Source organism: Actinomycetospora flava, assembly GCF_037400335.1.
Taxonomy (GTDB): domain Bacteria; phylum Actinomycetota; class Actinomycetes; order Mycobacteriales; family Pseudonocardiaceae; genus Actinomycetospora; species Actinomycetospora flava.
Window position 1 is genome coordinate 19,128 of sequence record NZ_JBBEGM010000025.1, and the last position, 22,883, is coordinate 42,010.

The following is a 22,883-nucleotide window of genomic DNA, read 5'->3' on the forward strand; positions in this document are numbered from 1 at the left end:
CGTGACAATCGCCGAGGCCATGGCCGTTGGTGGGTCGAGGTACGACGACGCGCTCGAAGAGCTGCGTCGCTTCGGGCGGTCGGAGTTCACCCAGACCGGCGGAATGTGTGCTGCCCTGCAGGTGACCCTGGAGCGTGGCTACTTGCTGATCACTGACGTCGACGACTCGCTGCCCTGGGACCGTGGTGAGCTGCGCGGCTGGGGTGTCGGCTTCTACTGGAGCGACGACGTCAGCGAAGGCCCCGAGCACTTCGTCGACACCGACGACACTTCGGTGCACGCGCTCGGCGCACTCGTCGAGAACTGCCTGGCCGGCGCCGCTGCTGCGATGAGGACCGTCAGCGGCCCCGGTGGAGTGACTGGTTAGACGGCCAGCCACGGGACCACTCGACGAACGACCACGGCCTCCAGCTGCGTCCCGCCAGGAGTACGCCGAGCGCGAACGTAGGTTGCACACACCAGACCCCGGAGCCTGCCGAGGGCAGCGGGGTCGATTGACACGGAGGAGAGCGATCGAGGTGGCCAACGGCAAGCTCGTCGGGCTCTTCGCAGGCATCGGCGGCCTCGAGGTCGGGCTCCATCCCTACGGCTGGGACACCGAGCTGTTCTGCGAGATCGACCCTGGCGCTCAGGCCGTACTCCGGACTCGCTTCCCCGACGTGCCGGTCTGGGACGACGTCGGCGACCTCGACGCGCTGCCCGACCACACCGACATGGTCACCGCTGGCTTCCCGTGCCAAGACCTCTCCCAAGCCGGCCGCACCGCGGGCATCGGCGGTAGCAAGTCCGGCCTGGTCGAGCACGTGTTCCGCCTCGTCGACCCGGAACCCGGACCGCGCTGGCTGCTCATCGAGAACGTGCCGTTCATGCTGCAGCTCGACCGCGGCCGGGCCATGCGCCACCTCACCGCGGAGCTCGAAGACCGCGGCTACGACTGGGCCTACAGGGTCGTCGATGCCCGCGCGTTCGGTCGCCCGCAACGCCGCTGGCGGGTGCTGATGCTCGCCTCGCGCACCGAGGACCCCCGCGAAGTCCTCTTCGGTCAGGACGCCGGCGAACCCCCGGCGGCCGACCCCGAGGAGCACGGTTGCGGTTTCTACTGGACCGAGGGCACTCGCGGACTCGGCTGGGCCGTCGACGCCGTGCCAACCCTCAAAGGTGGCTCCACGGTCGGGATCGCCAGCCCTCCGGCCGTCCGTCTCACGGGCGGGCGCGGCCTGGTCACCCCTGGCATCACCGACGCCGAGTGGCTCCAGGGCTTCGACCGCGACTGGACCAGACCCGCACTCGATGCCGGTCTCCGGCCCGGACATCGCTGGCGGCTGGTCGGCAACGCCGTCTCGGCGTTGATGTCGGACTGGATCGGCCATCGGCTCACCCACCCCAAGCCCTACGACGGCAGGAGCGACCAGCCCCTCCAGCCCGGTGACCCCTGGCCCACCGCGGCGTGGGGCCGCGACCGCGTCGCCCACCGTGTCGAGACCTCGATGTGGCCGATCCGCGCGCAGGACTATGTCCACATCCAAGACGCCCTCGACGAGTCCAAGGAGCTCTCGGCACGAGCCACCGCCGGCTTCTTGCGCCGCGCGAGGAACAGCAAGTTGCGCTTCGTCGACGGCTTCCTCGATGACGTCGCCGCGCACCTCGAACACATGGGCGGCGACCCCGCCGGTGTGGGTTGACGTCGTCCTCGCGAAGACTGTCCGCGTGCGCGGACCCAGGATCATCACCCGGACACTGTCTGCGGCCGTCATCGTGGACAAGCACGGCAACCCCTGGCAGTACCACTCCCGCTCCGACCACCACTCCAAGGTCGCGTGCTGGGCGATCGCGTTCGACCTGCTCGCCGCCTCGAGCAAGCTGCGCTACCACGTCGCTGCGGGCCGAGTCACATTCGGCATCAACCGTCAGCTCAACGATTACGAGACCGGCAAGAAGAAGGACCTCGACCTCGTCATCGCCCGCGCTCCCGGCCACGACCCCGCCGGCGATGCGCCAAGCAAGGGCAAGAACGCCGCCCGGGCCTTCGACCTCATCGAGCTCGCTGAGCGCTTCCAGGTCGCGCTCACCGACGACGACCGCGCCGCTCTCGACGCCCTCGACCTGCCGCCGGCGCCTGCCGGGAAGCCAGGGGCGACCGTGCTGGTCGCGCTCGAAGCCAAGGCGTGCATGACTGCGCACATCGCCGCCCTGCCCCGCCTGCACGACGAGCTCACCTCGAGCCACGCCATCGTCCACGGAGACACCCACAGTGCCCTCTCGGTGGGGTTCGTCATGATCAACACTGCTACCGAGTTCGCCAGCCCCGGCAAGAACGCCCGCCCGCTCGAACCCGGCGCGGCACTCGACAAGACCCAGCACAAGCAGCTCCACGCCACCGAACGCACCGTGGACATGCTTGAGGACGAAGTCCGACGGCGCTCCGGCCCACAGAGCAACCAGGCCGGCTTCGACGCGCTGGGTCTCATGCTCGTCAACATGGCCAACGACGGCTCCCCGGTCGAGCTCGTCACCGCACCTCCGGCGCCCAAGCCCAGCAGCGCATTCCACTACGACCAGATGATCGACCGCGTAGCCCAGCTCTACGAGAACACCTACGGCAACCTGACCTGAACGGGCATCCCGCACCCGTGTCCCACCACCAGCAGACGCCACCTGCGTCGAGCGTGGCCGCCCGCAATCGGATGCGCGCCACGCCGCAGCGGGACACCAAACCCGAGCTTGCTCTACGCCGCGAGCTCCATCGCCGCGGTCGCCGCTTCTTCGTCGACCGCGCGCCTCTCCCTGGGCTTCGCCGTCGCGCCGATCTCGTCTTCCCTCGCCGCCGGATCGCGGTCTATGTCGACGGATGCTTCTGGCACTCCTGCCCCCAGCACGCCACAACGCCCAAGACCAACACCGCATGGTGGCAGTCCAAGCTCGACGCCAATGAAGCCCGCGACCGCGACACGGACCAGCGGCTCCGCGAGCACGGATGGGTCGCTATACGGGTTTGGGAGCATGAGCAGGCGGCAGTCGCCGCGACGAAGGTCGAGGCGGCACTCGACAGCTAGGAGATGCGGCCTGGCTCCTCCCCACGAAGAGATGCTGCGGCTCCCACAGCGCTGAGGCGCGGCCGACCGGCCCGGGGAGACGACCGAGAGTGCCCGGGCGGTGTCGAAGACGAGGCAGATGTACCACCAACGGGTGGCGCTGAGAGTAGACAGTTGCGCTTCGTGGTGTTCCTGCTAACGTGATCTACGTCAATCCACCTGCTCGTGCCGCTCTTGGCCGGCTTGGTGTACCTGCGGTGAGTCCGTCGGTGCGCTGGAAGTGCCAGGACACGGTGTCGAACGGAGTGATGAGACGTCGGAGTCCGTCGTGTTCGGCGTGCCGATGTCGTGTCGCTACGTGCGCAACCAGGCACGGGCCTTCTTCAGAGGAGGTCCGCAATGCCCCCGACCGCCCGCCGGTCTACCAACTCGCTCTTCAAGATCTTCGAAGATCCTGACTACGCGCCCGAGACCAGCCAACTGCACGACCGTCCGCTGGCCCCGGAGCCCTTCACCCCCGAGAAGGGGCGAGGCAACGAGGTCGATGGCGCTCCGCTGAGCAAGTTCGGAGCCCAGTTCCGTGCCGTCTTCGCGCGGTACAACCGCGTGCCCGAGGACGACGTCCCGCTGGGTCTCCTCCGCTACGCCGAGGCTCTCAACGCCAGCACCGACGTCAACCTCCAGGGACTCGCCCACCCGGTTCCCAAGTACACCGAGTACGGAGAGCTCTGGACGGTCTCGCTGCTGGTCAACACGCCAATGCTGATGGCCTGGCTGATCAACGGCCGCGCCCTGCGGCGGCTGGCCAGCAAGCTCAAGGGTGAGGTCACGGTCATCACGACGACCTCCGACCACGCCAACTTCAGCCTGCCCACCATGTCGGTTCATGACAAGAACCAGGTCATGGACCTGCTGGACACCCAGCGGGAGCTGGTCATGGACACCTACTCCCACAACAAGGAGTTCCTCGACCCGCTGGCCAGGCAGGGTGTCCTCAACCCTCCTCAGGTCGTCTTCACCGAGCTCGTCGACTCCGGGGGACGCACCAGTTGGACCGCCGAGGCCATGGAGGGCGCGCGCCGTACGTTCGGCAGCCAGCTGTTGATGAACGAGCTCATGGGGCGCGGCGACGCGGCCAGCCTCGCCACCCGGCACTGGTTCGACGGCGATGGCCTCCGGGACCTGACCCCTGAGGATCTGCGCCAACTGGAGAAGGACCTCCTGTTCTCCAGCACCGACGCCGCCGGCTACTTCCCCGGCCGGGACGCCCGGGACTGGCTGGACAACGCTGCGCACAACGACCGTGCCGCGGTCACCTGGCAGCTACTGCGCACCATGCGCGTCGAGCTCGTCATCGCGGTCCGGCCCAACGAGCGCACCAAGCAGCGCTACCCCCACGCGGTCTCGGCGGTCGTGCAGGAGTTCATCCGCAGCCAGCACGTCCCGAACAAGACTAAGCGGCAGTGGGACCTCGCCGACGTCGCCGGCCAGGCCGCGATCACCATCATCGACCGCTTCGACCAGGAGGATCGGATCGACACCGCGTCTCGCGCGGTCTGGCTCGGCCAGGTCGAGACCAGCTGGGACGCCTCCTACCGCGACACCGCCAGTTCCAGCAATCGGCTGGTCGAGACCGTGCGTCTGATCGCCGCTCTCACCGTGCAGCACGGCGTGACGACGGCCACCGGCTATGACGGCCTGCGCTACGTCAACGAGACTCTGGGCGAGAACGCGCTGCCCAAGGGCCCCAAGGAGCGGGCGCGCATCGCAGCCTCTCAGGCCGTGATCGTGCTCAACCAGGCCAACTCGCCCTGGGAGAACGCGCTGGCCGCGATGCTGGAAGCCACCTTCCGCGACCCGATGTTCTGGAAGGGCCGCGAGCACTCCGGCGGCAACTGGACCACCATGTTGGGCACCCCGCTCGACGAGCTCGCCGTCCAGGCCTCCGCCGAGCTGGCCACCATGACTCGCGACGGTGGGGACCCATTCGGCCCGGCCCAGCGCGCCCTCGCCGCCCTCGGCGCGGTCGCGCTGGCGACCAACCCCAAGCTGCTCGTGAACAGCGACGCGCTCTCGCGTACCGGTCGCGGCGGTGGTGGGCGCCGGGCCGACGTCTCGGCGGCCGACCCGCCCCGACTCCTCGCGGAGATGCTGCGCAGCCAGCGCGGCCTCGACCAGCTCCACGACGCGATCTACGCCCTGATCGCGGTCCGCGAGCCCTTCATCCCGGTCGATCGTGAGTCGGGTGAGGAGCTCACGGACATCTGGCTCCGCGACACGTGGCTCACCGACGGTGACACCGACGGGGACGACGAGGACGCCCGCAGCGCATACATGCGCATGCTGCGGGAGATCGTCAAGAAGCAGCAGGAGAGCTGGGACGAGGCCAGCCGGCTGCGCGACGCTACGGACGAGACGATCCTCGACCCCGACCTGCCGCCGGACCAGCAGACCGACGGGGCCGAGGTCCTGTTCGAGACGATCGGAGTCCCCGACGACCTGGCCGACGAGGCCCGCACCCTCCTGCGCCAGCTCGAGGAGTTCTTCGTCGAAGGCCGAGCCTTCGGCAGGACCGCTGCCCGCTATGGCCGGAACCGATGACCGAGCTCGACCGCAGCCACGGTGCCCACCTGCAGGTGGGCACCGTGGCCCGGCGCGGTGACCACCTCGTCGTCGAGGCCCCCGCCGAGATGTCCGACCGACACTGGCGCCGGGTCGGCCTCCGGCTTGACGTCGACCCGTCGGGAGCATCGAAGGCCCGCGGTAGGGCGGTAGCCGTGCCGCTCGACGCCGCCGACCGCACCCGTCACGAGCTCATCGAGGCCTGGCCAGCCTCACAGTGGCTGTGGCAATGGGAGCCCGCAGCGCAAGACGCCGCCAACTCCGCGGCCCGACTGCGCGACGAGCTACGGGAAGCCCTGGCGGTCGATGTGGACGAGGCCGCCTCGGCGGCGCTGCTGGAGACGGGCGAGCGCATCGGGCTGCGGCGTCGGCTTCTGCCCGAGCAAGCACGCGCCGCGGCCAAGCTCGTCGCGACCCGAAGCGGAGCTAACTTCTCCGTGCCCGGCTCCGGGAAGACCACCATGACCTACGCGGTCTTCGCGCACCTGCGTGCTCAAGGGGTCGTCGACCGAATGCTGGTCGTTGCACCCCTCAGCGCTCACCAGGCGTGGGTCGGCGAAGCCCACGAGTGCTTCACCGATGAGGCTCGGCCGGTGGTGACGGTGCAGCCTCGTCGTTGGCCAAGAGGGTCTGACGTGGTGGTCGTCAACTACGAGCGGGCCGCCGGGAGCACGACGCCGGCTGCGGTGCATCGATGGGCCCAGGGCCACCGGCTGCTCGTTGTGTTCGACGAAGCACATCGCGCGAAGAGAGGCAAGGCGGGACTGCACGGTGCCGCGGCCGCTGAGCTCGCTTCTCTCGCTACATGCCGGCTCGCTCTGACCGGTACGCCGATGCCGAACGGTGAGCAGGACCTCGCGGTCATTCTCGACCTCGTTTGGCCTGGGGCCGGTGAACGTCTGGTCTACGGCGACCTCAAGCCGCGGGCCGACCGAACTTGGGTACGGGTCACCAAGGACCAGCTCCACCTCGAGCCGATGCGGTTGAGCACCGAGACCGTGCGCCTCGATCCCGCGCACCGACAGGTGTATGACCTAGTCACCGCCGAGGTCCGCAAGCTTGAGGAGTCTGGGCTGCTCGAGGAACGGCCCGACCTCGCGTATCGGGCCGTGATGCGCATGCTGGCTGTCGCGTCGAACCCCTCGCTGATCCTGAGCTCGCCGTCCGCGCTCGGCTGGGATGGTGACGCACGGGGCGTGGTCGAGACCGTCCGTACCGAGCAGGAACTTCAGGACCTTGTCCGAGCAGCGCGTCCAGCCAAGCTGCTCCGCGTGTCGGAGATCGCGCAGGACCACGCCCGTCGTGGCGAGAAGCTGCTGGTCTGGACGAACTTCCTCGGCAACGTCGTCGAGCTTGAGCGGGTTCTCGGCGAGCATCGGCCGGCGGTGATCACCGGTGGGACACCGGTCGAGGACGAGTCCGCACCGACTGATCGCGTGCGTGAGCTGCGTCGTTTCCGCGAGGACCCCGACTGTCAGGTGCTCATCGCAACGCCCCAAACGCTGGGGGAGGGCATCAGCCTGCACCGCACCAGTCAGTCTCAGGTCCATCTCGACCGCAGCTTCAACGCCGGTCTCTACCTCCAGGCCCTCGATCGCACCCATCGAGTCGGGATGCCGCCGGGCACACACGCTTCGGCACTCGCTCTGATCGCCGAGGGAACTATCGACGAGCGCGTCCAGCAGGTGCTCACCGAGAAGATCGAGGCGATGCGCCACGTGCTCGACGACCCAAGTCTGCGCACGTTCGCACTTCCTGACCCTGACGCTGAGGCCGACTCGGCGGCCCCTGCGGACGACGAGGCATCGGAGGAGTGGCAGCCGCCCGGCGGCGTGTTCTAACCAGCTGGTCCGCCCTCCGTGCCGGTCCTCGTCTCCGTCGAGGAGACCTTGTTGAGCATGGAATGCCGCTACGGGCGAAGTTGCCCCGGGGGGACCCCTGCGCCCGTAGCGGGACTCCCTACCCTCCTCGGCCCGCGTGAGCCTCAGGAGATGGGCGGAGCCCGTCCCAGTTCCTCTGCCAGCTATGGCTTCGGGCGCGGCGTCGTGAGTCGTTGAGGCTGGCGCTGAAGCTCCCTCCGACCAGTCCGCCGAGGATGAAGATCACGGCCGCCAGCAAGGTCACGATAATGATGCTCATTCCTTCTCCTTCTTCTCGTTTCCGTTTGAACCGCGGGCGGAACTACCCCCTCGATCGGGCCTCCACATTCCGATCCGTCGCCCGATGGATTCGACGTTGGTGAAGAGTTCGCCGGCCATCAAGAGCGTTTCAGGTAAAGACAATCCTGCCTTCAAATTCAGTGGGATCGAAGCGATTGCCGTTGCCGCGGCGGTAGTAGTGGCCGCTACGGCCACCACTCGAAGCCGTCGTTCCTTGCTTACCTGTGAGGAGTCGTCATTGGACATGTGCCCGGGCCCCTTCCCGCTGGAGCTCGCGAACCCCTCTCGTTCTGAAGAGGAGTTCGCTCGAAGAGCTCCTAGGGCCGCTCGGACACCTTGAGGCGTAGAAGTGACTCAGGTCATATTGACAGACGGCTGGGCGGGGCTCTGTTGGCCCCGCCCAGCCGTGCGGCAACGCCTCCGACTCTCGGGGGCGCGAGTTCTGTCAGGCGCTGGAGCCCCTTCCTCCAACAAGGTCTTCACCGGGGACCTCGTCGAGCGCGTCCTGAACCTCCGCGAAGAGAAGGTTCAGGGCTTCGGGGAGGCGCTGTTCTCCTGCTTGGCCGGCGTGGAGCCGCGCCATCGCATTCTGCAACGTCTGTGACGTCTTTCCCGCATCCTGCTCAACCACCTCCGAGACCGCGTCAGTGCTCATTCCGGCTAGCGTTAGTACGAAGGTTTCTAGTTCGTCGTCCGGCAGTCGCTGGAACTCCTTTCGGTATCTGATTACACCCCCAGAGCTTGGCTCGGGCTCGGTGTCCGGGTAGTCGAGCACCAGATCGCCTTCGATCGTGGGATCTAGGCGGCCGGCGAGCTCGGACCCTGCTCGCTCCCAGATGAAGCGAGCGAGTCGGACACTGTCGGGCTTGGATCGGATCTTTCGCTGAACCTCGGCGCCGACTTCGACGGACGCCTGGGTGAGCTTGGCGAACCCGTTTGGCGACCAATCCGAACAGCGGGCGTAACCCCGAAGTAGAGTGATGGTGCGTGCAAGATGAGTGATGCGTTCGACGGCCTCCGTCCTCGACTTGGAAGTGGTCCGGCATCGCGCCTCGGCGGTGAGTTCCTTAAAGGAGGACCCCTTCAGCGACCCTCGTAGTTCGTCGAATGGTCGGCGAAGGGATGCCGGTGGCCCCCATGTCGCCTGCTCCTTGAGGGTCAAGCTCAGATCGCGGTCGGCTCGACACAGGATTTGATCGAGCTGCGGGTTCCCGACAGTCTTCTGAGGCTCCGCCATGTCGATCAACGCCACCGCGGACGGTGTATGGCCACGTCCGACCGCGTGGCTGAAGGCGGTCCGCGCTAGGTCGGTCCGGTCTGCGAACACGTAGAGCATCGACCCCATCGCGAACGTCGCGGCCGTGGTCCCTAGTACTGGACCCGCTGCAGCTCGGTGTCGCGGTCGTTTGAAGGCGCGGGCGGCGACGAGGCCCTCGACGTTCTTGGCGAGGGCGGAGATCGTCGTCGGCGGGATGGTCGCGCTCGCTGACGACGCCAATCGGACGGCCCACTCCGTCTCGCCGCGCTGCTGGCAGATGACAGCGAGGCGAAAGAGGGCGGTCGGCTCGCGCAGCCGTGCGGCGTGTGCATAGAGCTCCCAGGCTTCGTTTGTGAACCCCTTTGCTTCCAGGAGCATGGCCAGTCGCGAGGCGGCACCCGGCATGTGAAGAAGCCTTCGGTACCGTAGTTCTGCCTCGAATGTGTAACCCCGGTGCTCGAGTTCGTCTGCGACGCGCTCGTCGATTTGGTCCTCTCTGGTCTGGTGTCCGTCGTTCTTGGATCTGAGACCGGCCGCATGTTCCTTGAAATTCTTGCTGATCTCCTTTCGTCCGACAAGGCGCTTTGCGATCGCTTCCTGGTCTCCGAGGGACGAATTGTTCAAGAGTCGGGCGATCTCGACTCCCTCGGCCACCTCGCCATCCAAGGTGTCGAGGGGGCTACTTATCACGTTCGCTTTGACCTCCACGTTGGACTTGGTGTTACTCTGATGAGTCATCTGCCGTGACCTTCCCCAGTCTCTTCTTGAGGTTGTTCTTGATGCTTCGCCATTCACGGTCGACGGTCTCGACGTCGGTGTCGAGCTCGTCAGCGATTTCAGCGTGCTTCATTCCACTCATGACGCAGCCGAATATCGCGACAGCGAACTCGTCGTGACCGACGAGCAGTCGATTGAGGAAGTCTCGCTGGGAAGCGAGCACGGCAGGGTCCGCGGCGAGCGGTGTGCGCGAGACTTGAACGGGCAAGGTTACGGGGTCTCCGAAGAGGAGCTCCTTTCCGGTCTCTTCCCGAAGGTAGATTCGGTACTCATCTGCGAACGAGTAGAGCCCGCGCCGGACAGCGGAGGTCTTGACGCTCGCGCCTTTGCGGTGATCCCACTTACCTCCGATGACGTAGCTGTCCATGAATCGGTCGACGCCTGTCCGCGCCGAGAAGAAGATCACCCGGCGTGAATGGTCTCCCCAGTCTCGCGGGGGCGAGGGAAGTGGGATTCTGCACTGCCTACGTACCTCCCTACGTAGGGTCTGGGTGGCGTTCAGGTTCATCAACGTGCCCATTACGTAGTCGAACAGCGTCTCGTCCATGTAGCGGAACGCCGTACTGTCGGGCCCCGTTGCTCGGACGGCCCTGACTAGTTCGATATCACCTTGAAGGCGGTGGGAATCGTCGTCTGGAAAAGTCGTCGAGAATGCCATAGTGTCCTCCTGTTCGAAATTTCGTGATCTTGAGAGGATCGACGAATGAGATGACTAGAGGCATGCGTATCCCCGATTCGATTAGTCGGATTCGCACTCACTGACATCGCCGCGGCGAGGGTCGCTCGCTCTTCGCTCGATTTCGGTCAGCGGTGATATCGGTACTAGGGAGACCCGGGGAAGCTCCGACTCAGGTGTGACCCAGATCACGTCTGTAGCGGCGGCTGCGCCGCAGGTCGTCGAGAAGATGCTGGTCGAGCGTCGGGACGTGGCCCGTTGTATCGGTGGTTAACGCGTTGGTCATGCGCGTCAAGTGCATCTCGGAGTACTTCACGAAGCCGAGGAGCTCAAGCGATGCGCGCAAGGTACGACGGTCCTCGGGTCGCCAAGACATGCCCAGAAGGTGCGAGTTCATGAAGAGGCACACGGAGAGGGCCGCTGCTTCCAGGGCGAGGGCGGCGTTCTCCGCGGTGACCGCCACGAAGCCGAGATCGATCCCGATGGCGCCGGCGATCGCCATACCGAGGCTCCCCGAGCGCAGCGGACCCAGTAGTGCGCCAACCAAATTCTCGTCGAGGACGTGAGCCACGGTGCGATACGTCGTGCTCTTGGGTCCGCTCGTGCGCACGAGGTGTGCAAGCTCGGCGTCGGCGACGAGCTGTCGCCGCAGGATCGCCTCTTCGGGTCGCTGGGGCCCGGGCAACGACCCCTCGTCGTCCGGGTCGGGCTCTGGTTCAAACGGGGGATGGGTCAACGTTGGCACCTCCGTCCGTAACGAGAAGTGCGAGCGGTAGCGATACTTCGATCAATGGCCGCTCGCACCTGCCTACCTGTCGGTAATCGACCGAGTGCCAAGCGTGGGCTAGCCCGCTTACAGGCACGCAAGGGGCAGTCCGGGCGTGGGGGGGAGCAGGTACCGGACTTCGGGGGCAGCGCAAGGGCAAAGTCCGGGCGCGACTGGGCAGACAGCAGGAACGTGGGGGGAAGTGCGCGGTAGTGGTTAAGAATCCGTCGGGGGACCCGGCTCGCTGCGAGTCAGCTCTCAAGGAGCTGGCAAGGCACGTCGGTCCCGTCAAGATCGGGCTCCGACGCCTCCTGGACTACACCGAAGACGTGGCCGAGGAGCATCGTGAACTGGCTCGTCTCGTGGCCCGCCCTCTGGGCTCGCTTGCCGTCCAGCGGCAAGCGGATTGCCTGTTGCGGGTCGTCCGCGAAGAGATAGACAACGTGGCCGACGAGCGCTGGAAGGAGGGCGTCGCACTTAGGACGGTCTTTCGTGCCAGTGAGCTCGACGAGCCGTCGCAAAGCAACCCCGAGGCCGGCATCTACGCGCGCCTCAAGCTCGCTAACGAGAGCGGCGAGTTTCGAAGGCCGGTTCACCCAGACACCTGCCTTCGGTATTGGCTTTTCGGCGTCCGCAACCTGGGCCGACGACTCGATCGACGGTTGGCTGAGCTTCAAGAACCCGACGCTTGGGCCCCGTACTTGGGCGCTCCAGACGACGCGGGCCCTATCGCGGTCGGCGAGGATTCCGCCGAGCCACCAGCGTCGGGGGCACAACGCGTGTTCGTGAAGCGGCTCGTCGCGACCTACGGGATGAAGGGTCGGGCGGTGAACTACGCGATCAGCGAGCGGACGGTCGTCGCTCTAGACGCAGGGGTCGACCGCTACAGGGTTCGGGCTCGGTCTCCCCGCAGGGAGGGGGGTGCGGACGCTCCGGTTATCAGGGCGCGCCTAAACTGCCGAGCTGGAGAGGTGCAGCTGCTCCCCTCCGCGGACGGTCCTCCGACTCACGAGGTCGCGATGATCTTCCCGCAGCCGTTGAAGGCGAACGACGAGATCTTCTTCGCGTCTGCGGTCAGTGGGCAGCAGGACACGACGCCCCTGGTCGAAGTGCAGGTGACGTCCCATGGCATCGCTGCCAACGGACTGACGCTCAGGGTCCAGTTCGATAGGGAGCAGCTGCCGGCGGCGGCGTGGTGGTTCGCAGAGTGTCTAGACGACTACAGGCTCGTTAAGCCACCTGAGGGTGATGTTCGACGGTTGACCTGGTCGTCGTTGGGCTATGTGGAGTACACCTTCACCCGAAAAGGCAAATACGGTCACCGGTACGGCATAGGCTGGGCGTGGAGCTGACCCCCACACGGGGGTATGTGCGGCCTATGCAAGAGAGGAGGGAAAGTGCGCGGCACCGAGGGAAACTGAGCTCACGCGGGAGGAACGCCTTCTGCGGCTCTCTCCTCAGGTACACACAGCGGCGAGCCCGCAGCGTTGGTGTCGGCCCAAGAGACACCAAGGCTGCGGGCTCGTTTGCGTGAGGGCGAGCAACACCCCCCGACCGTTCGATTGTGGGCACTGGGAGCGGGCAGGGCAACACACTCGAGCCACACCGTGATAACTCGCTGTATCACGGTGTCGCTGCTGCTCCTCCCCGCCTCGTCGCCGGCCTCGTTCCCCGCGCCGGCGCGGCGCGGCGTGCCCGGTGCCGTCGGGGGTCGGTCCTACCGTCGCGACCGTGACCGCCCCGCGCCCCGCCGAGCTCCCGGTCGAGCTGCCTGAAGCTCCCACCGGGTGCCGGGACACCCGACGAGGGCCCATGCCCTCACCCCGGGACGGGGTCGCGAGGCCGTCAGCGGCCCTCTCAGCGGCCCAAGATCTTCCGGTCGAGCCCGCCGAGCCGGTCTGCGGCGCCGATCGGGCTCTCGACACCTCGACCGGCAGGGACACTGGCGTGGACCACTTCTCCGTCGACGAGGTCTACTGCGAGGACGTCTACGGCGGTGACGTTCCCTGGGTCTCGCCGGGGCCCCGCGCCGGTGTCGCGCTTGTCGACGCCGGAACTGAGCTGCTTGCCCGGTTTGCCGGTGAGCAGCCCGCACTCGCTCGTCTCGGCGAGCACGACCCGTGGGTGGCGCTGCTGGCGGCCGGTTGGTTGGCCGGGTTCCGCTCGGTGCGCACGCGGCGCGCCTACGCCGGCGACCTCGCGGCCTTCACTGCCTGGTGCGCCGCGCGCGGGCTCGGGGTGCTCGCCGCGCGGCGGGTGCAGGTCGACCTGCACGTCACCGGGCTGCTCGACGCCGGCGCCGCGGCGTCCTCGGTGGCTCGGCGGCTCTCGGCGTTGAGCTCGTTCTACCGGTTCTGTCTGGCCCAGGACGAGCACACCGCACTTGGGTCCGGGGTCGGGGGAAGGGTCGGGGCGGGGCTCGGGGTGGCGGGCGACCCGACCGTCGGGGTGCGCCGGCCCGCGGTCGACGCCGACCACACCGCCACCGTCGGGTTGTCCGCCGACCAGGCCCGCGCGCTGATCACCGCCGCCGACACCGACCCCGGGCCGCAGCGGCTGCGCTCGGCCGCGCTGGTGCGCCTGCTGCTGCACACCGCGCTGCGCGTCGACGAGGCCCTCGCCGCCGACGTCACCGACTTGGGCGCCGCACCGGGCCGCGAACGCACCCATCACACCTTGGGTGTGGTGCGCAAGGGCGGACGCCGCGCGGTCGTCGTGCTCGCCCCCGACACCACCGCGGCGCTCGAGGCGCACCTCGAGCGCCGCGCCGCGCTCGCCGGCGTGCCCCGCGAACGGCTCGCCGGTCCGCTGCTGGCCACCCGCACCGGCGGGCGGCTCTGCCAGAAGGACGTGTGGGTGCTGATCCGCCGCCTCGCCCACGCCGGAGGCATCTCCAGCTGGTCGACACTCTCGCCGCACAGCCTGCGACACACCGCCATCACCCTGGCCCTCGACGCCGGCGCCAGCCTGCGCGACGTCCAGGACTACGCCGGGCACCGTGACCCCCGCACCACCCGACGCTACGACCACACCCGCGCCGCGCTCGATCGCAACGCCGCCTACGCCGTCGTCTCCCGGCTCGATGCGGCCGCCCGGTAGCTGCTCACCGTGGACGGGTCTGGTTGAGGTCGTCGAGGCGTGCGTCGCAGACCGCTCGCAGCTGGGAGCGATCCGCGATGCAGGCTTGGTAGAGACCGGAGATGACCTCGGCGACCCGGCGATTCTCCTGCGCAGTCGCCTCCGCGACGGTTGCCGGGGGTACGACCGGGTCGTCCGGAGCTGGCCCGCAGCCCGGCGGGAGCTCGACGTCTCGTTCGGTGTCGTCGATCGCGGCCTGGGCCTCGGCGCAGGCCTTCGCGGTGGCGACCAGGGCGTCGTTGCGGGCGGTGGACAGTAGGCCTGCGCCTGCCGTCAACGCGATCAAGCCGGCGAGGAACAGCGCCCCAGCGACGATCGTCGAGCCTCCCGTGATCGCCCGAGACGCGCGTTCCCGCACGACCAGCGCGCCGGCGCGTGCGTGGACCGCCCGGACCTCGGCGCGGATCATGTCGGCCTCTTGGAGGAGCTCCTTCTTCCGATCCTCGTCAGCGCGGCTCGCGATGCGCTGCAGGCGCCACCCGCGTGCCTCGTAGGCCAGCAGCGACCGCACGCCGTTGAGCCGGGCCATGTCGGTGTACGCGTTGGCGACGAGCTCCTCTTCCTCGTCCGTACCGAGACCCTCCTGGGTCTCGATCAGGTCCGAGGACGTGAAGACCGGTGCGCCGACCCGCCAGAGACGAGCCGAGAACCATGCGAGGGCGACCGCAACGAGGATGAAGCCCGCTACTGCCGCTGCCACCCCGGTGACGGTCTCCACAGACCAGTACTCGGGCGTGAGGTCCGTTGCCTTGGTGATCCCCAGCGCGGCGAGGGCGGCGCCACCGAAGGCGAGCAAGCCCTTCGCGGTGGTGTCAGCGCGCGTTCGGATCTTCCCGATGGCCTCGGTGAGACGAGTCGCTTGGTCCTTCGCGGCTTCGACGGCGGTACTTGCCGGCTTCTCGTCCGCCTTCTCGGCCGCCTTGCTGGGTGCGGCGGGTGCGGTGGGTGCGGCCACGACTCACTCCGACGAGAAGCGCTGAGCGAGGGTCGACGCCTGCATCGCTAGGTCCTCGATCTGCTCCTCGAGCAGCTGCAAATCCAGTCTCTGACGTCGACGCTCCTCGTTGTCTCGCTTCCGCGTCTTCTCGTTGCGCTCCGCCGCCTCGCCGACCTCCTTCAGGCTCTCGCTCGACCTGGCGCTATGCAGGGACCTCCGCTGCGCAAGGAGCGCCGTCGCCACGCCGTGGAGGAGGTTCTCGAGCTTCGACTTCTGGGGACCGATCTCCGGCTGCTGTTGGCCGTCGCCCGTTGGCGCGCCGCCCTCGGTGTCGTCGCCACTCCTGCACCGATCGTCCGGGCTCCCGCCTCTTACGGTCTCGCTGGGGCTCAAGGCTGGCCCGTGAGGCGGAGACTCTGGTGTCTTCGGTCCGTCAGTTGACGACATGATGCTCACCCCCAGGGGGGATGGTATTGCTCCGTGTGTCGACCAGTAGGGCCGATCGAGTATGTCGACTAGTTCTTTCGGGTTAGTATCTGAAAGGAAGCGCGAGACCGCCGCTCGTCATCTCTTGCGACGCCTTGCCTTCACCCTCTCCCGTGACCGTGCTCCCGGAACTGCTCGATGAGCCGGCAGCACCGGCGGGTGCGAGTCAGGCATCGCCGCGAGCGCCTCGGCGGGCGGCCACCAGCGCGACGCTGGGGACCTCGCGGGACGTCGCAGCGCCACGCCACCCTAGTCGTCCTTGCGCAACAGGTGCGATGACGAGCCGAGAGTGCGTCCTTATGTCGCTGGCGGGACGACCAGCTTGGCGTTTGCGGGGTCGACGTCGTAGGCGTGTGCGAGGTGGGCGATCTCGGTTCCACCCGGTGATCCCGCCAGTGCCACAGCTGTCTGGGACATCAGGTGGGATTCCCGTAGGGAGCTTCCATTGGCGATGGAGGCGTAGAAGCGGGCGGCGTACTCGATGGCGTCCTGGTCCTTAACTTCATCGGACATGCCGATGGCGAACGGCACGACGTCTTCGTCGACCAACGTGTCGGCCTGGCTAGCGGAGTGGCAGGAGTTCAGCATGACGAGAAGTGGGGGACTGTCGAGTGCGGACAACGCGCGCGCGAAAGTCTCCGCGGCGACGACTACGCCTTCGTGGTGCGCGTCGACATCGTCCTCGAACACGATGAGGTCCTCGTCGCTGTGCCCCGAGAAGTGCACGACGTGCGGACGGAAGGTGGTGAGCCCGTCCAGCAGGTCCGAGGGGGTGGCGGACATTCTCATGTCGATCTCGACCAAGTCGCGGTGCAGCGCTCCTTGTACCGCGAGCTTGACTCGGCGCTGCTCGCGGTCGACACGGAGGTCACCCTGACTGGACGCGGCCAGCATGAGCACCCGCAGACGCTCAGGCTTGGGCGGGCGCATGGTGCGGAGCTCCGCTACCTCCTGCTCGGCGGCTAACACGCGCCGCTCAATGCGGTCGTGGTCTCGAGTGATACGCCGCTGGGAGGCGAGTGCCTCGCTGCGTGCAGCCCGTTCGCGGGCCGAGCTCTCGGCTTGCTCGGCCCGGATCAGCCGCTTCTCGATGTTGGCGGCGTCCTTGAGGTAGCCGGCGGCCTTGCCGCTCCAGTAAGCAGCGTCCTTAGCTGCTTTGTTGGCGTTGTCCTCATGACGCTCGGCTTCCCGTAGTCGGCTACGGGCAGTGGTGGCGTTCTTAGTGCTAGTCGCGCTGGACCTGGACTTCGCGGCATCGGCGCGCTTCGCGGCCTCCTTCCTGCGGGCATCTCCAGCGTTCTTCTCGGCCGAGACCTGCTGCTCGCGCTTGCGCTGGAGCTGACGGCGATACTGGTCGCTGCTCATCGTCGTTGGCTCCTTTCGAGCGGCGGTTCCCTTCTGGCGTGACATGATCTCGCTGATATCGGACGGTGCGCTCAAGCGACGCACGGACCGAACCTGTTCTGCCCCTAGAGAGGATTGTTCGAGGTGCGAGAGGAATCCGAGGATGTCGTTCACCGCTGCTCGTGCCTCTTCGTCTAGGGCGACAGCAGACTCGGAGTGGCCGTGCACGATGCGGTTGCGGACGTGGCGCAGCGCGTCCACGGCGCGCGAGAACTCCGGGTCGGACACGTCCTCGCCGCGCAGCTGCATCGTCTCGACGAGCTGGTGGAGCAGCACCACGTCGTGACGAAGGAGTAGAGCGTCGAGGTCGCCGACGCGGTCGGGGGGAGGCTGCGTCACGTGATCCTCCTTCCTAGCTGGCGCTTGGCTGCGACCTTCCGATAGCGATAGAAGAGCGCTTCGACCGCGCGCTCGGTGATCCCGAGGTCGGCGCCGATCTCGGCATAGCTCGCGCCCAGCAGGAGCAGCCGACCGGCCGCTTCGCGGGTCCGCTCGGGCATCGCCTCGAGCTCGGCGGCAACGGCGAGCTGGCCGGCCACCGTCGCGGCCGGGTCGTGGTCCAGGGTCCGGTCGAGGGCGTCCCACTCGGTGGTGCAGTCCAGGAAGTCATCGAGGTCGGAGGGCGTCGTGGTGGCGAAGCTGCGGTGCTGGCGTTCGGTCGACCACGTGGAGAGGACGTTGGGGAACTGCAGCAGGCACGCACCGATGTAGTAGGTCTTGAGCGAGGCGCCGCCCTCGAACGACCAGGCGCCGGTCAGCAGCACCTGCTCGCGGAAGGCGTCGAGGGCGCGCGCGTTCGTCTCGAGCGCGAGCTCCCGGCGCTCGTCGGCGGCCTCGGTGTCGGGGCGAGGGTCGCTGAGGAACACCCGGTCGTGGTCGGTGGGGGTGGCGGGGCGACCGCGGCGTGCGCAGAACTCGTAGATCACGCCGCGGCGCAGCCAGGAGCGGATGACGGGGTAACCGTACGCGGCCAATGCGTTGACGAAGATGTCGTACTTTGGCCCCTCGAAGCTGCGCAGCGCGAGATCGTTGAGGGTCGCCAGGTCCGCCCAGCGCTGCATCTCCCGCTCACCCTGGTCGAGGTCGCCGGCCTCGTCGGGGTCGTTGACCTGCAGTGCATCGAGGTCGGCCTGCTCATCGCAGGAGAGACGGAGGCCCGGTTGTAGATGCGCGCCACCACGCGGCTGGCCGCCGCCCAGTGGTCCTGCGCCCATCTCGTCCCGCCTCCGCTGCGCTCGCTGTAAGCCGTCCCCTCGATCGGAGGGACCGTCCACGGGCGCTCACGCCCGCCCTCTCCTTCGTCGAGGCCCGGCAAGAGCATCCGTACACGATCCCTTCTAGATAGGCCGACCCCGCCGACCCCACGGAAATCTTCAAGGTTTTCTGCGGGGCGCTGAGCAGCAACTTTCCGTGGGGTGAGCGCCCTCGGCTCATCTATAGCCCCGACGGGAGCCGGGGCTAAAGCTCGGCCGTGACACACGACGAAGGGAGCGCATGGTGACGACGAACGGGGCGGGCGGCGCCGAGGGTCCAGGTCCGCTGCTGCCGCTGCGGACCGCGCTGATCCTGCTGCTGGCGACCCTGACCGCCGTGGCGGTGGTGGTGCTTCTGGCCCTGGCGCACCGCGGCGGCGCCGAGATCGCGCTCGCCGCGCTCGCGGCTTTGGCCGGCGCCGTGAAGTTCTTCCACTGGCTCATCGACTGATCTTCAGCCTGTCGACCCTCGGGGATCGCGGTCTGCCTCATGGCCGGCGGGCCGAGTCGAACCCGGCAGACACCGCTGCGCGGTGGGAGTCCCGGTTGGCCCGGAGCTTGACCGGGCCGCTCTCAGCATCAAGGGCGCCCACGGCGTCGCTGCGCGACCAGGCACGCCTGGCCCTTGACCCTGAGCCTCGGCGGCCCCGACGGCGCCCAGGCGAGGTGGAGGCACGAAGACGCCTCCACCCATCGCCGGGCCAACCGGGACTCGTCGTCCGAGGAGTACGCCATGCAGGACACCCTCATCACCGTCATCGGCAACTTGACCGCCGACCCCGAGCTGCGCTTCACCGCATCGGGAGTGGCCGTCGCCGGCTTCACCGTGGCCAGCACGCCGCGCACCTACGACAAGCAGGCAGGGGAGTGGAAGGACGGGGAGGCGCTGTTCCTTCGCTGCAACCTATGGCGCCAGCCGGCGGAGAACGTGACCGAGTCCCTGGCGCGCGGGTCGCGGGTCATCGTGCAAGGCCGGCTCAAGCAGCGGTCGTATGAGACGCGAGAGGGCGAGAAGCGCACGGTCATCGAGCTTGAGGTGGTCGAGATCGGCGCGTCTCTGCGGTGGTCGATGGCGAAGCTGACCAAGGTCACGAGCGGTCGCGGCGCGGCTTCGGAGGCGGGGGGCTCGGAGGAGCCTCCGTTCTGAGCGCGTCCCGTCAGCGTGGCCGCCCGGAGTATGTCGGTGCGGGTGCGACCCTCGGCTGCTGTGAACCCTTGCACGCACTGCGGCGGCACCGAGCTCATGGTCATTCAGGAGATCGAGCATCCGCCGCGGCGGACCCGGCAGGGCGGAAGCTTCGCTCGTCGGGAAGTCGTCGTTGAATGCCAGTCCTGCGAGAAGACCGAGCAGCGATCGGACATCAGCCAGTAGCGCCAGGCTGGCGCTGGGCGACGTCGGCATCGGCGGCTGCGCGCAGATGCTGGTGCCAGTGGTGAGGCCGTCGCCGACCTCCGATGGCTCTCGGTGCGAGGGTTGATAACGCGCTTTATCGCCCCCTCGCTACATCGCGTGCAGGCACGGCGGAGCCAGGGACACTGAGACCTGGTCGGTCCCGGTGGCTCGGCCCGGTGGTCCTCCCCCCGACCGCAGGGCCAACCCCGCCGCCGGGGCCGGCCCCGAGCTCTCATCTCATCGACCTCGAGAGCTCGGGGCCGTCCGTCGGTGTCTCAACCGGACCGGTTCGCCGCGTGGACAGCCCGGTCACCGCTGGGACAGGCTCCGCGGATCAGCCCATGCCGTCCCCGGCACCGGCCCGGCTATCTACGCAGAGACCGACGCAGAGGTTCGATCTCCGGGAGCAGATGGCCGAGGAAGAACCCCAGCGCGCCGGGAATGACGGTGAAGACGGTCACGGTGCTGTCGTACTGCGCGCCGAGCACGGCGAGCACCGCCCCGATGGGAAGAGCGGCCAGTAGCCCCGCGCTCCATGGGCGGTAATGGAGGTGGAGGTAGCCCAACGCCAAGGCGCCTAGGAAATAGGGAAGGTAGAACAAGCTCAGCATTAGGGCGAAGCCGCCGAAGAGAAACGCGTGCGCCCCGGGGCTGTGCGGAAATCGAATCATGGTCGTCGCTTCCGGTTTCGACGGGACGGATGAATCGGGGTGTCGGTCGGTGCTCACACCAGCGGGATCGGGGCTGGGCGGCGCGCACAGTCTTTGCGGCCGCCCAGCCGCCGACGGAGTTACTGCTCGGCAGGGATGACCCAGCCGGCGGAGGGATTGCGGTCGCCGGCCAGACCCGGTCCGCCCGCGCCACCGCGCACGCCGGCCAGGACGCGGCCGGTGTCGCCGACGTAGACCATCGGGGAGTAGTAGCTCCCGGCCGGGGTCGCCGAGCGCCGGTCGAACCAGCCGGGACGCAGATCGCGGCTCACCGCCGACGCACCGGCCTTGGTGATCGAGATACGGGTGATGGGACTCTCGCCCTCGGTCAGGATGCGGGCCCACGCGGTCCGACAGGTCGGGCTGTGACGGACCTCGAGGACACCGACGACGCTGCGCTCCTCGCCGCGCTCGACCCCCACCGACGCCTCGACCTGTGCCCCGGCCTGTCCAGTGGCGCGCCCGCCAGCCGCGCCGCCCGCAGCGCCTGCGGCCCCGCCGGCCGCGCCACCGACGGCATCGCCGCCGACATCCCCGCCGACACTTCCGCGCGGCTCGACGCGCGTGACCGGCCGTCGGACAACCACGATCTCCTCACTCGCGACCGTGCGTGCACCGGCAGCGCAGCCGACTTCGTTGGCGTACCTGCCACGGCAGTTCTCCCCGACACAACCGGGTGCCACGCGCGCGGGCTGCGTCAGAGCGGCACCCTCTGTGGCCGCTGCCGTCGCCGGAGCCGGCGCACCCGTACCGAGAACAGTCGCCACGCCCATTGCCGTCGCGATGAATGTTCCCCGGCGAACCCAGTCGACGCACCTGTCCCAGACGCTACGCATCGGTCATCCCTCCTTCCGAGAACCGGCGCTCCCGTCTTGTCTCGGTCGCCGCTCGATTCTCCTCCCACAGTTAAGACACGCTGTCCGTCTTTGACAACACCGTTTCTCGACTTCGCTGTTTTTCGATGAATCCGGACGAGACGAGGGCTGGTGCTGAGCGTCCTGCGACCCGCTGAGCTGCAGGTTTCGCTCGTAAGGTAACGAATTTCGATCGCGTGCGATACTCCTCTTGGAGGCGCTCGGGGTCGCGGTCAGCAATCGAAAGTCGACCTCGCGGCCTTTCGGGAAGCGCGGGGAGGCAGGGTATGACGTCGAAAGAGCCTCCGTCTCGAGCTGGCGGGGGTCGGGCCGGAAAGAAGCCGAACAGAGACATCCTTGGGTCAGATCATGAGGAACTGTGGATCGCGGCCCAGCGCTCCCTTCGTGACCCGATTAGAAACTGGTGCTCTGGTGACGAAGAGCGATTGAGAAGGCTCCTGGCTGAAGAAGTTGGAGTCACGCCAACGCAATTATCAAACATCTACGCCCCCCGCCGTCAGCCGAGAATGGCTACGTGGGCGGAGGTAGAGGCGATTCTCCGGGCCACCGGCGCAGACGTGAACGCGTTCGTCGGCGAGTACGGCAAGGCCTGGGACGGGGCGCCGCCGTATCGGCTGCCAGGTCCGGCTGAGCTCGAGTCCGGATTCACGTCTGGGACGGCGTGGGCCGCTGGTCGAGACGGAACGGTCCGGCCTCCGCTCGATCGAGACCCCCAGTCCCTGGCGGCAGACCGAGGCATCTCAGACTCGAACGACGACCCGTGGTCCGATCAGGATCGAGCCGAGCCGCAGCAGGAGCGGCAGCGCTCCGAGGAGGAGCTGGAGCAAGAGCTGTACTGGGCCCGTGAGCGGGTCCGAGTGGCCGAAGAGCGAGCGCTCGATGCCGAGGCACAGGCCAGGAAGGCCGAGCAGCGCGCCCAGCAGGCCGAGGAACGCGGAGAGAGCGAGCGGTGGCGGCGCCAGGTCGATGAGTTCCGACGCCAGGCCGAGGAGCAGCGGCGTGCCGAAGGGCAGGCCCGCGCCGAGGAGCAGCGGCGTGCCGAAGGGCAGGCCCGCGCCGAGGAGCAGCGGCGTGCCGAAGAGCAGGCCCGCGCCGAGGAACAGGCCCGCGAGAAGCGACGGCGGGCCGAGGAGCAGGCTCGTGAGGATCGACGACGAGCCCGGGAGGACGCCGCACAGAAGGAGGCAGCAGACGAGAAGGTGAAGAGGGCGCAGAAACAGTGGCAGGCCCAGCAGGACAAGCGCTTCCGGGAGAAAGCCAGGCAGCCCGCATTATGGGTGCGGCGTACCGGTGCAACGGTGCTCATCGTACTAGTAATGGCGGCAGTGGGAGGGGCACTGTATTATGCGGTTACATTCTTCCTCGGCGTTCTGGCCACTCTTTTCTAGAGCGTTCCA

Annotated in this window: 20 protein-coding genes; 11 read left to right on the forward strand and 9 right to left on the reverse strand. The window is 67.9% G+C overall.

Annotated features, from left to right (window positions below):
- Window position 1: 1 nt before the first annotated feature.
- The 6 genes from WCD58_RS32785 (at window position 2) to WCD58_RS32810 (ending at window position 7,495) form a co-directional block, all read left to right on the forward strand.
- The gene (locus WCD58_RS32785) at window positions 2–367 is read left to right on the forward strand and encodes a hypothetical protein (RefSeq protein ID WP_337707350.1); all 366 of its coding nucleotides are present in this window, start codon (window positions 2–4) and stop codon (window positions 365–367) included.
- Window positions 368–518: 151 nt separating this feature from the next.
- Window positions 519–1,682: a DNA cytosine methyltransferase gene (locus WCD58_RS32790; protein ID WP_337707351.1), complete on the forward strand. Its 1,164-nt coding sequence runs from the start codon at window positions 519–521 to the stop codon at window positions 1,680–1,682.
- A gap of 25 nt (window positions 1,683–1,707) precedes the next feature.
- Window positions 1,708–2,613: a hypothetical protein gene (locus WCD58_RS32795; RefSeq protein ID WP_337707352.1), complete on the forward strand. Its 906-nt coding sequence runs from the start codon at window positions 1,708–1,710 to the stop codon at window positions 2,611–2,613.
- 17 nt (window positions 2,614–2,630) lie between these two features.
- Entirely contained in the window at window positions 2,631–3,053 is a 423-nt protein-coding gene (locus tag WCD58_RS32800) for a very short patch repair endonuclease (protein WP_337707353.1), read from the forward strand.
- 378 nt (window positions 3,054–3,431) lie between these two features.
- Window positions 3,432–5,633, forward strand: coding sequence for a hypothetical protein (locus WCD58_RS32805; protein ID WP_337707354.1), 2,202 nt, complete (start codon window positions 3,432–3,434; stop codon window positions 5,631–5,633).
- Window positions 5,630–7,495, forward strand: a complete 1,866-nt coding sequence (locus tag WCD58_RS32810; protein WP_337707355.1) for a DEAD/DEAH box helicase — start codon at window positions 5,630–5,632, stop codon at window positions 7,493–7,495. The genes WCD58_RS32805 and WCD58_RS32810 overlap by 4 nt, the downstream gene beginning before the upstream one ends.
- A gap of 763 nt (window positions 7,496–8,258) precedes the next feature.
- On the opposite strand, the gene WCD58_RS32815 is transcribed toward WCD58_RS32810, so the two are convergent.
- The 3 genes from WCD58_RS32815 to WCD58_RS32825 all read right to left on the reverse strand — a co-directional run bounded on the left by WCD58_RS32815 (window position 8,259) and on the right by WCD58_RS32825 (window position 11,260).
- Window positions 8,259–9,779, reverse strand: a complete 1,521-nt coding sequence (locus tag WCD58_RS32815; protein WP_337707356.1) for a hypothetical protein — start codon at window positions 9,777–9,779, stop codon at window positions 8,259–8,261.
- Window positions 9,780–9,792: 13 nt separating this feature from the next.
- A complete protein-coding gene (locus WCD58_RS32820; RefSeq protein ID WP_337707357.1) occupies window positions 9,793–10,506 on the reverse strand; it encodes a hypothetical protein in 714 nt (237 codons plus the stop codon).
- A gap of 190 nt (window positions 10,507–10,696) precedes the next feature.
- Window positions 10,697–11,260: a hypothetical protein gene (locus WCD58_RS32825; RefSeq protein WP_337707358.1), complete on the reverse strand. Its 564-nt coding sequence runs from the start codon at window positions 11,258–11,260 to the stop codon at window positions 10,697–10,699.
- A gap of 242 nt (window positions 11,261–11,502) precedes the next feature.
- On the opposite strand from WCD58_RS32825, the gene WCD58_RS32830 reads away from it, so the two are divergent.
- Window positions 11,503–12,642: a hypothetical protein gene (locus WCD58_RS32830; protein WP_337707359.1), complete on the forward strand. Its 1,140-nt coding sequence runs from the start codon at window positions 11,503–11,505 to the stop codon at window positions 12,640–12,642.
- A 595-nt stretch (window positions 12,643–13,237) separates the two neighbouring features.
- On the forward strand, window positions 13,238–14,389 hold the full coding sequence (locus WCD58_RS32835) for a tyrosine-type recombinase/integrase (RefSeq protein ID WP_337707360.1): 1,152 nt from the start codon (window positions 13,238–13,240) through the stop codon (window positions 14,387–14,389).
- A 4-nt stretch (window positions 14,390–14,393) separates the two neighbouring features.
- On the opposite strand, the gene WCD58_RS32840 is transcribed toward WCD58_RS32835, so the two are convergent.
- The 4 genes from WCD58_RS32840 to WCD58_RS32855 form a co-directional block, all read right to left on the reverse strand.
- Complete coding sequence (locus WCD58_RS32840) at window positions 14,394–15,383, reverse strand: hypothetical protein (protein WP_337707361.1); 990 nt, start codon at window positions 15,381–15,383, stop codon at window positions 14,394–14,396.
- 3 nt (window positions 15,384–15,386) lie between these two features.
- Entirely contained in the window at window positions 15,387–15,758 is a 372-nt protein-coding gene (locus WCD58_RS32845) for a hypothetical protein (protein ID WP_337707362.1), read from the reverse strand.
- 390 nt (window positions 15,759–16,148) lie between these two features.
- The gene (locus tag WCD58_RS32850) at window positions 16,149–17,594 is read right to left on the reverse strand and encodes a CHAT domain-containing protein (RefSeq protein WP_337707363.1); all 1,446 of its coding nucleotides are present in this window, start codon (window positions 17,592–17,594) and stop codon (window positions 16,149–16,151) included.
- On the reverse strand, window positions 17,591–18,529 hold the full coding sequence (locus WCD58_RS32855; RefSeq protein WP_337707364.1) for a sigma-70 region 4 domain-containing protein: 939 nt from the start codon (window positions 18,527–18,529) through the stop codon (window positions 17,591–17,593). The genes WCD58_RS32850 and WCD58_RS32855 overlap by 4 nt, the downstream gene beginning before the upstream one ends.
- Window positions 18,530–18,749: 220 nt before the next feature.
- Here WCD58_RS32855 and WCD58_RS32860 point away from each other — a divergent pair, with 220 nt between their 5' ends.
- Both WCD58_RS32860 and WCD58_RS32865 read left to right on the forward strand, forming a co-directional pair.
- Window positions 18,750–18,959 carry a hypothetical protein gene (locus WCD58_RS32860; protein WP_337707365.1) on the forward strand — a complete coding sequence of 70 codons (210 nt, stop codon included), beginning with the start codon at window positions 18,750–18,752 and terminating at the stop codon, window positions 18,957–18,959.
- A 282-nt stretch (window positions 18,960–19,241) separates the two neighbouring features.
- The gene (locus tag WCD58_RS32865; RefSeq protein ID WP_337707366.1) at window positions 19,242–19,655 is read left to right on the forward strand and encodes a single-stranded DNA-binding protein; all 414 of its coding nucleotides are present in this window, start codon (window positions 19,242–19,244) and stop codon (window positions 19,653–19,655) included.
- A gap of 611 nt (window positions 19,656–20,266) precedes the next feature.
- Here WCD58_RS32865 and WCD58_RS32870 read toward each other — a convergent pair.
- Window positions 20,267–20,629, reverse strand: coding sequence for a hypothetical protein (locus WCD58_RS32870; protein ID WP_337707367.1), 363 nt, complete (start codon window positions 20,627–20,629; stop codon window positions 20,267–20,269).
- Between the two features lie 62 nt (window positions 20,630–20,691).
- Entirely contained in the window at window positions 20,692–21,033 is a 342-nt protein-coding gene (locus tag WCD58_RS32875) for a DUF2690 domain-containing protein (protein WP_337707368.1), read from the reverse strand.
- Between the two features lie 1,010 nt (window positions 21,034–22,043).
- Between WCD58_RS32875 and WCD58_RS32880 the strand changes: the two genes are divergently transcribed.
- Window positions 22,044–22,874, forward strand: coding sequence for a hypothetical protein (locus tag WCD58_RS32880; RefSeq protein WP_337707369.1), 831 nt, complete (start codon window positions 22,044–22,046; stop codon window positions 22,872–22,874).
- The last annotated feature ends 9 nt before the right edge of the window (window positions 22,875–22,883 follow it).

Bases quoted from the DNA above. Each gene is read 5' to 3' on its own strand.
- WCD58_RS32805 (WP_337707354.1), top strand. From the start codon at position 3,432: ATGCCCCCGACCGCCCGCCGGTCTACCAACTCGCTCTTCAAGATCTTC.
- WCD58_RS32810 (WP_337707355.1), top strand. From the start codon at position 5,630: ATGACCGAGCTCGACCGCAGCCACGGTGCCCACCTGCAGGTGGGCACC.
- WCD58_RS32820 (WP_337707357.1), bottom strand. From the start codon at position 10,506: ATGGCATTCTCGACGACTTTTCCAGACGACGATTCCCACCGCCTTCAA.
- WCD58_RS32860 (WP_337707365.1), top strand. From the start codon at position 18,750: ATGGTGACGACGAACGGGGCGGGCGGCGCCGAGGGTCCAGGTCCGCTG.
- WCD58_RS32865 (WP_337707366.1), top strand. From the start codon at position 19,242: ATGCAGGACACCCTCATCACCGTCATCGGCAACTTGACCGCCGACCCC.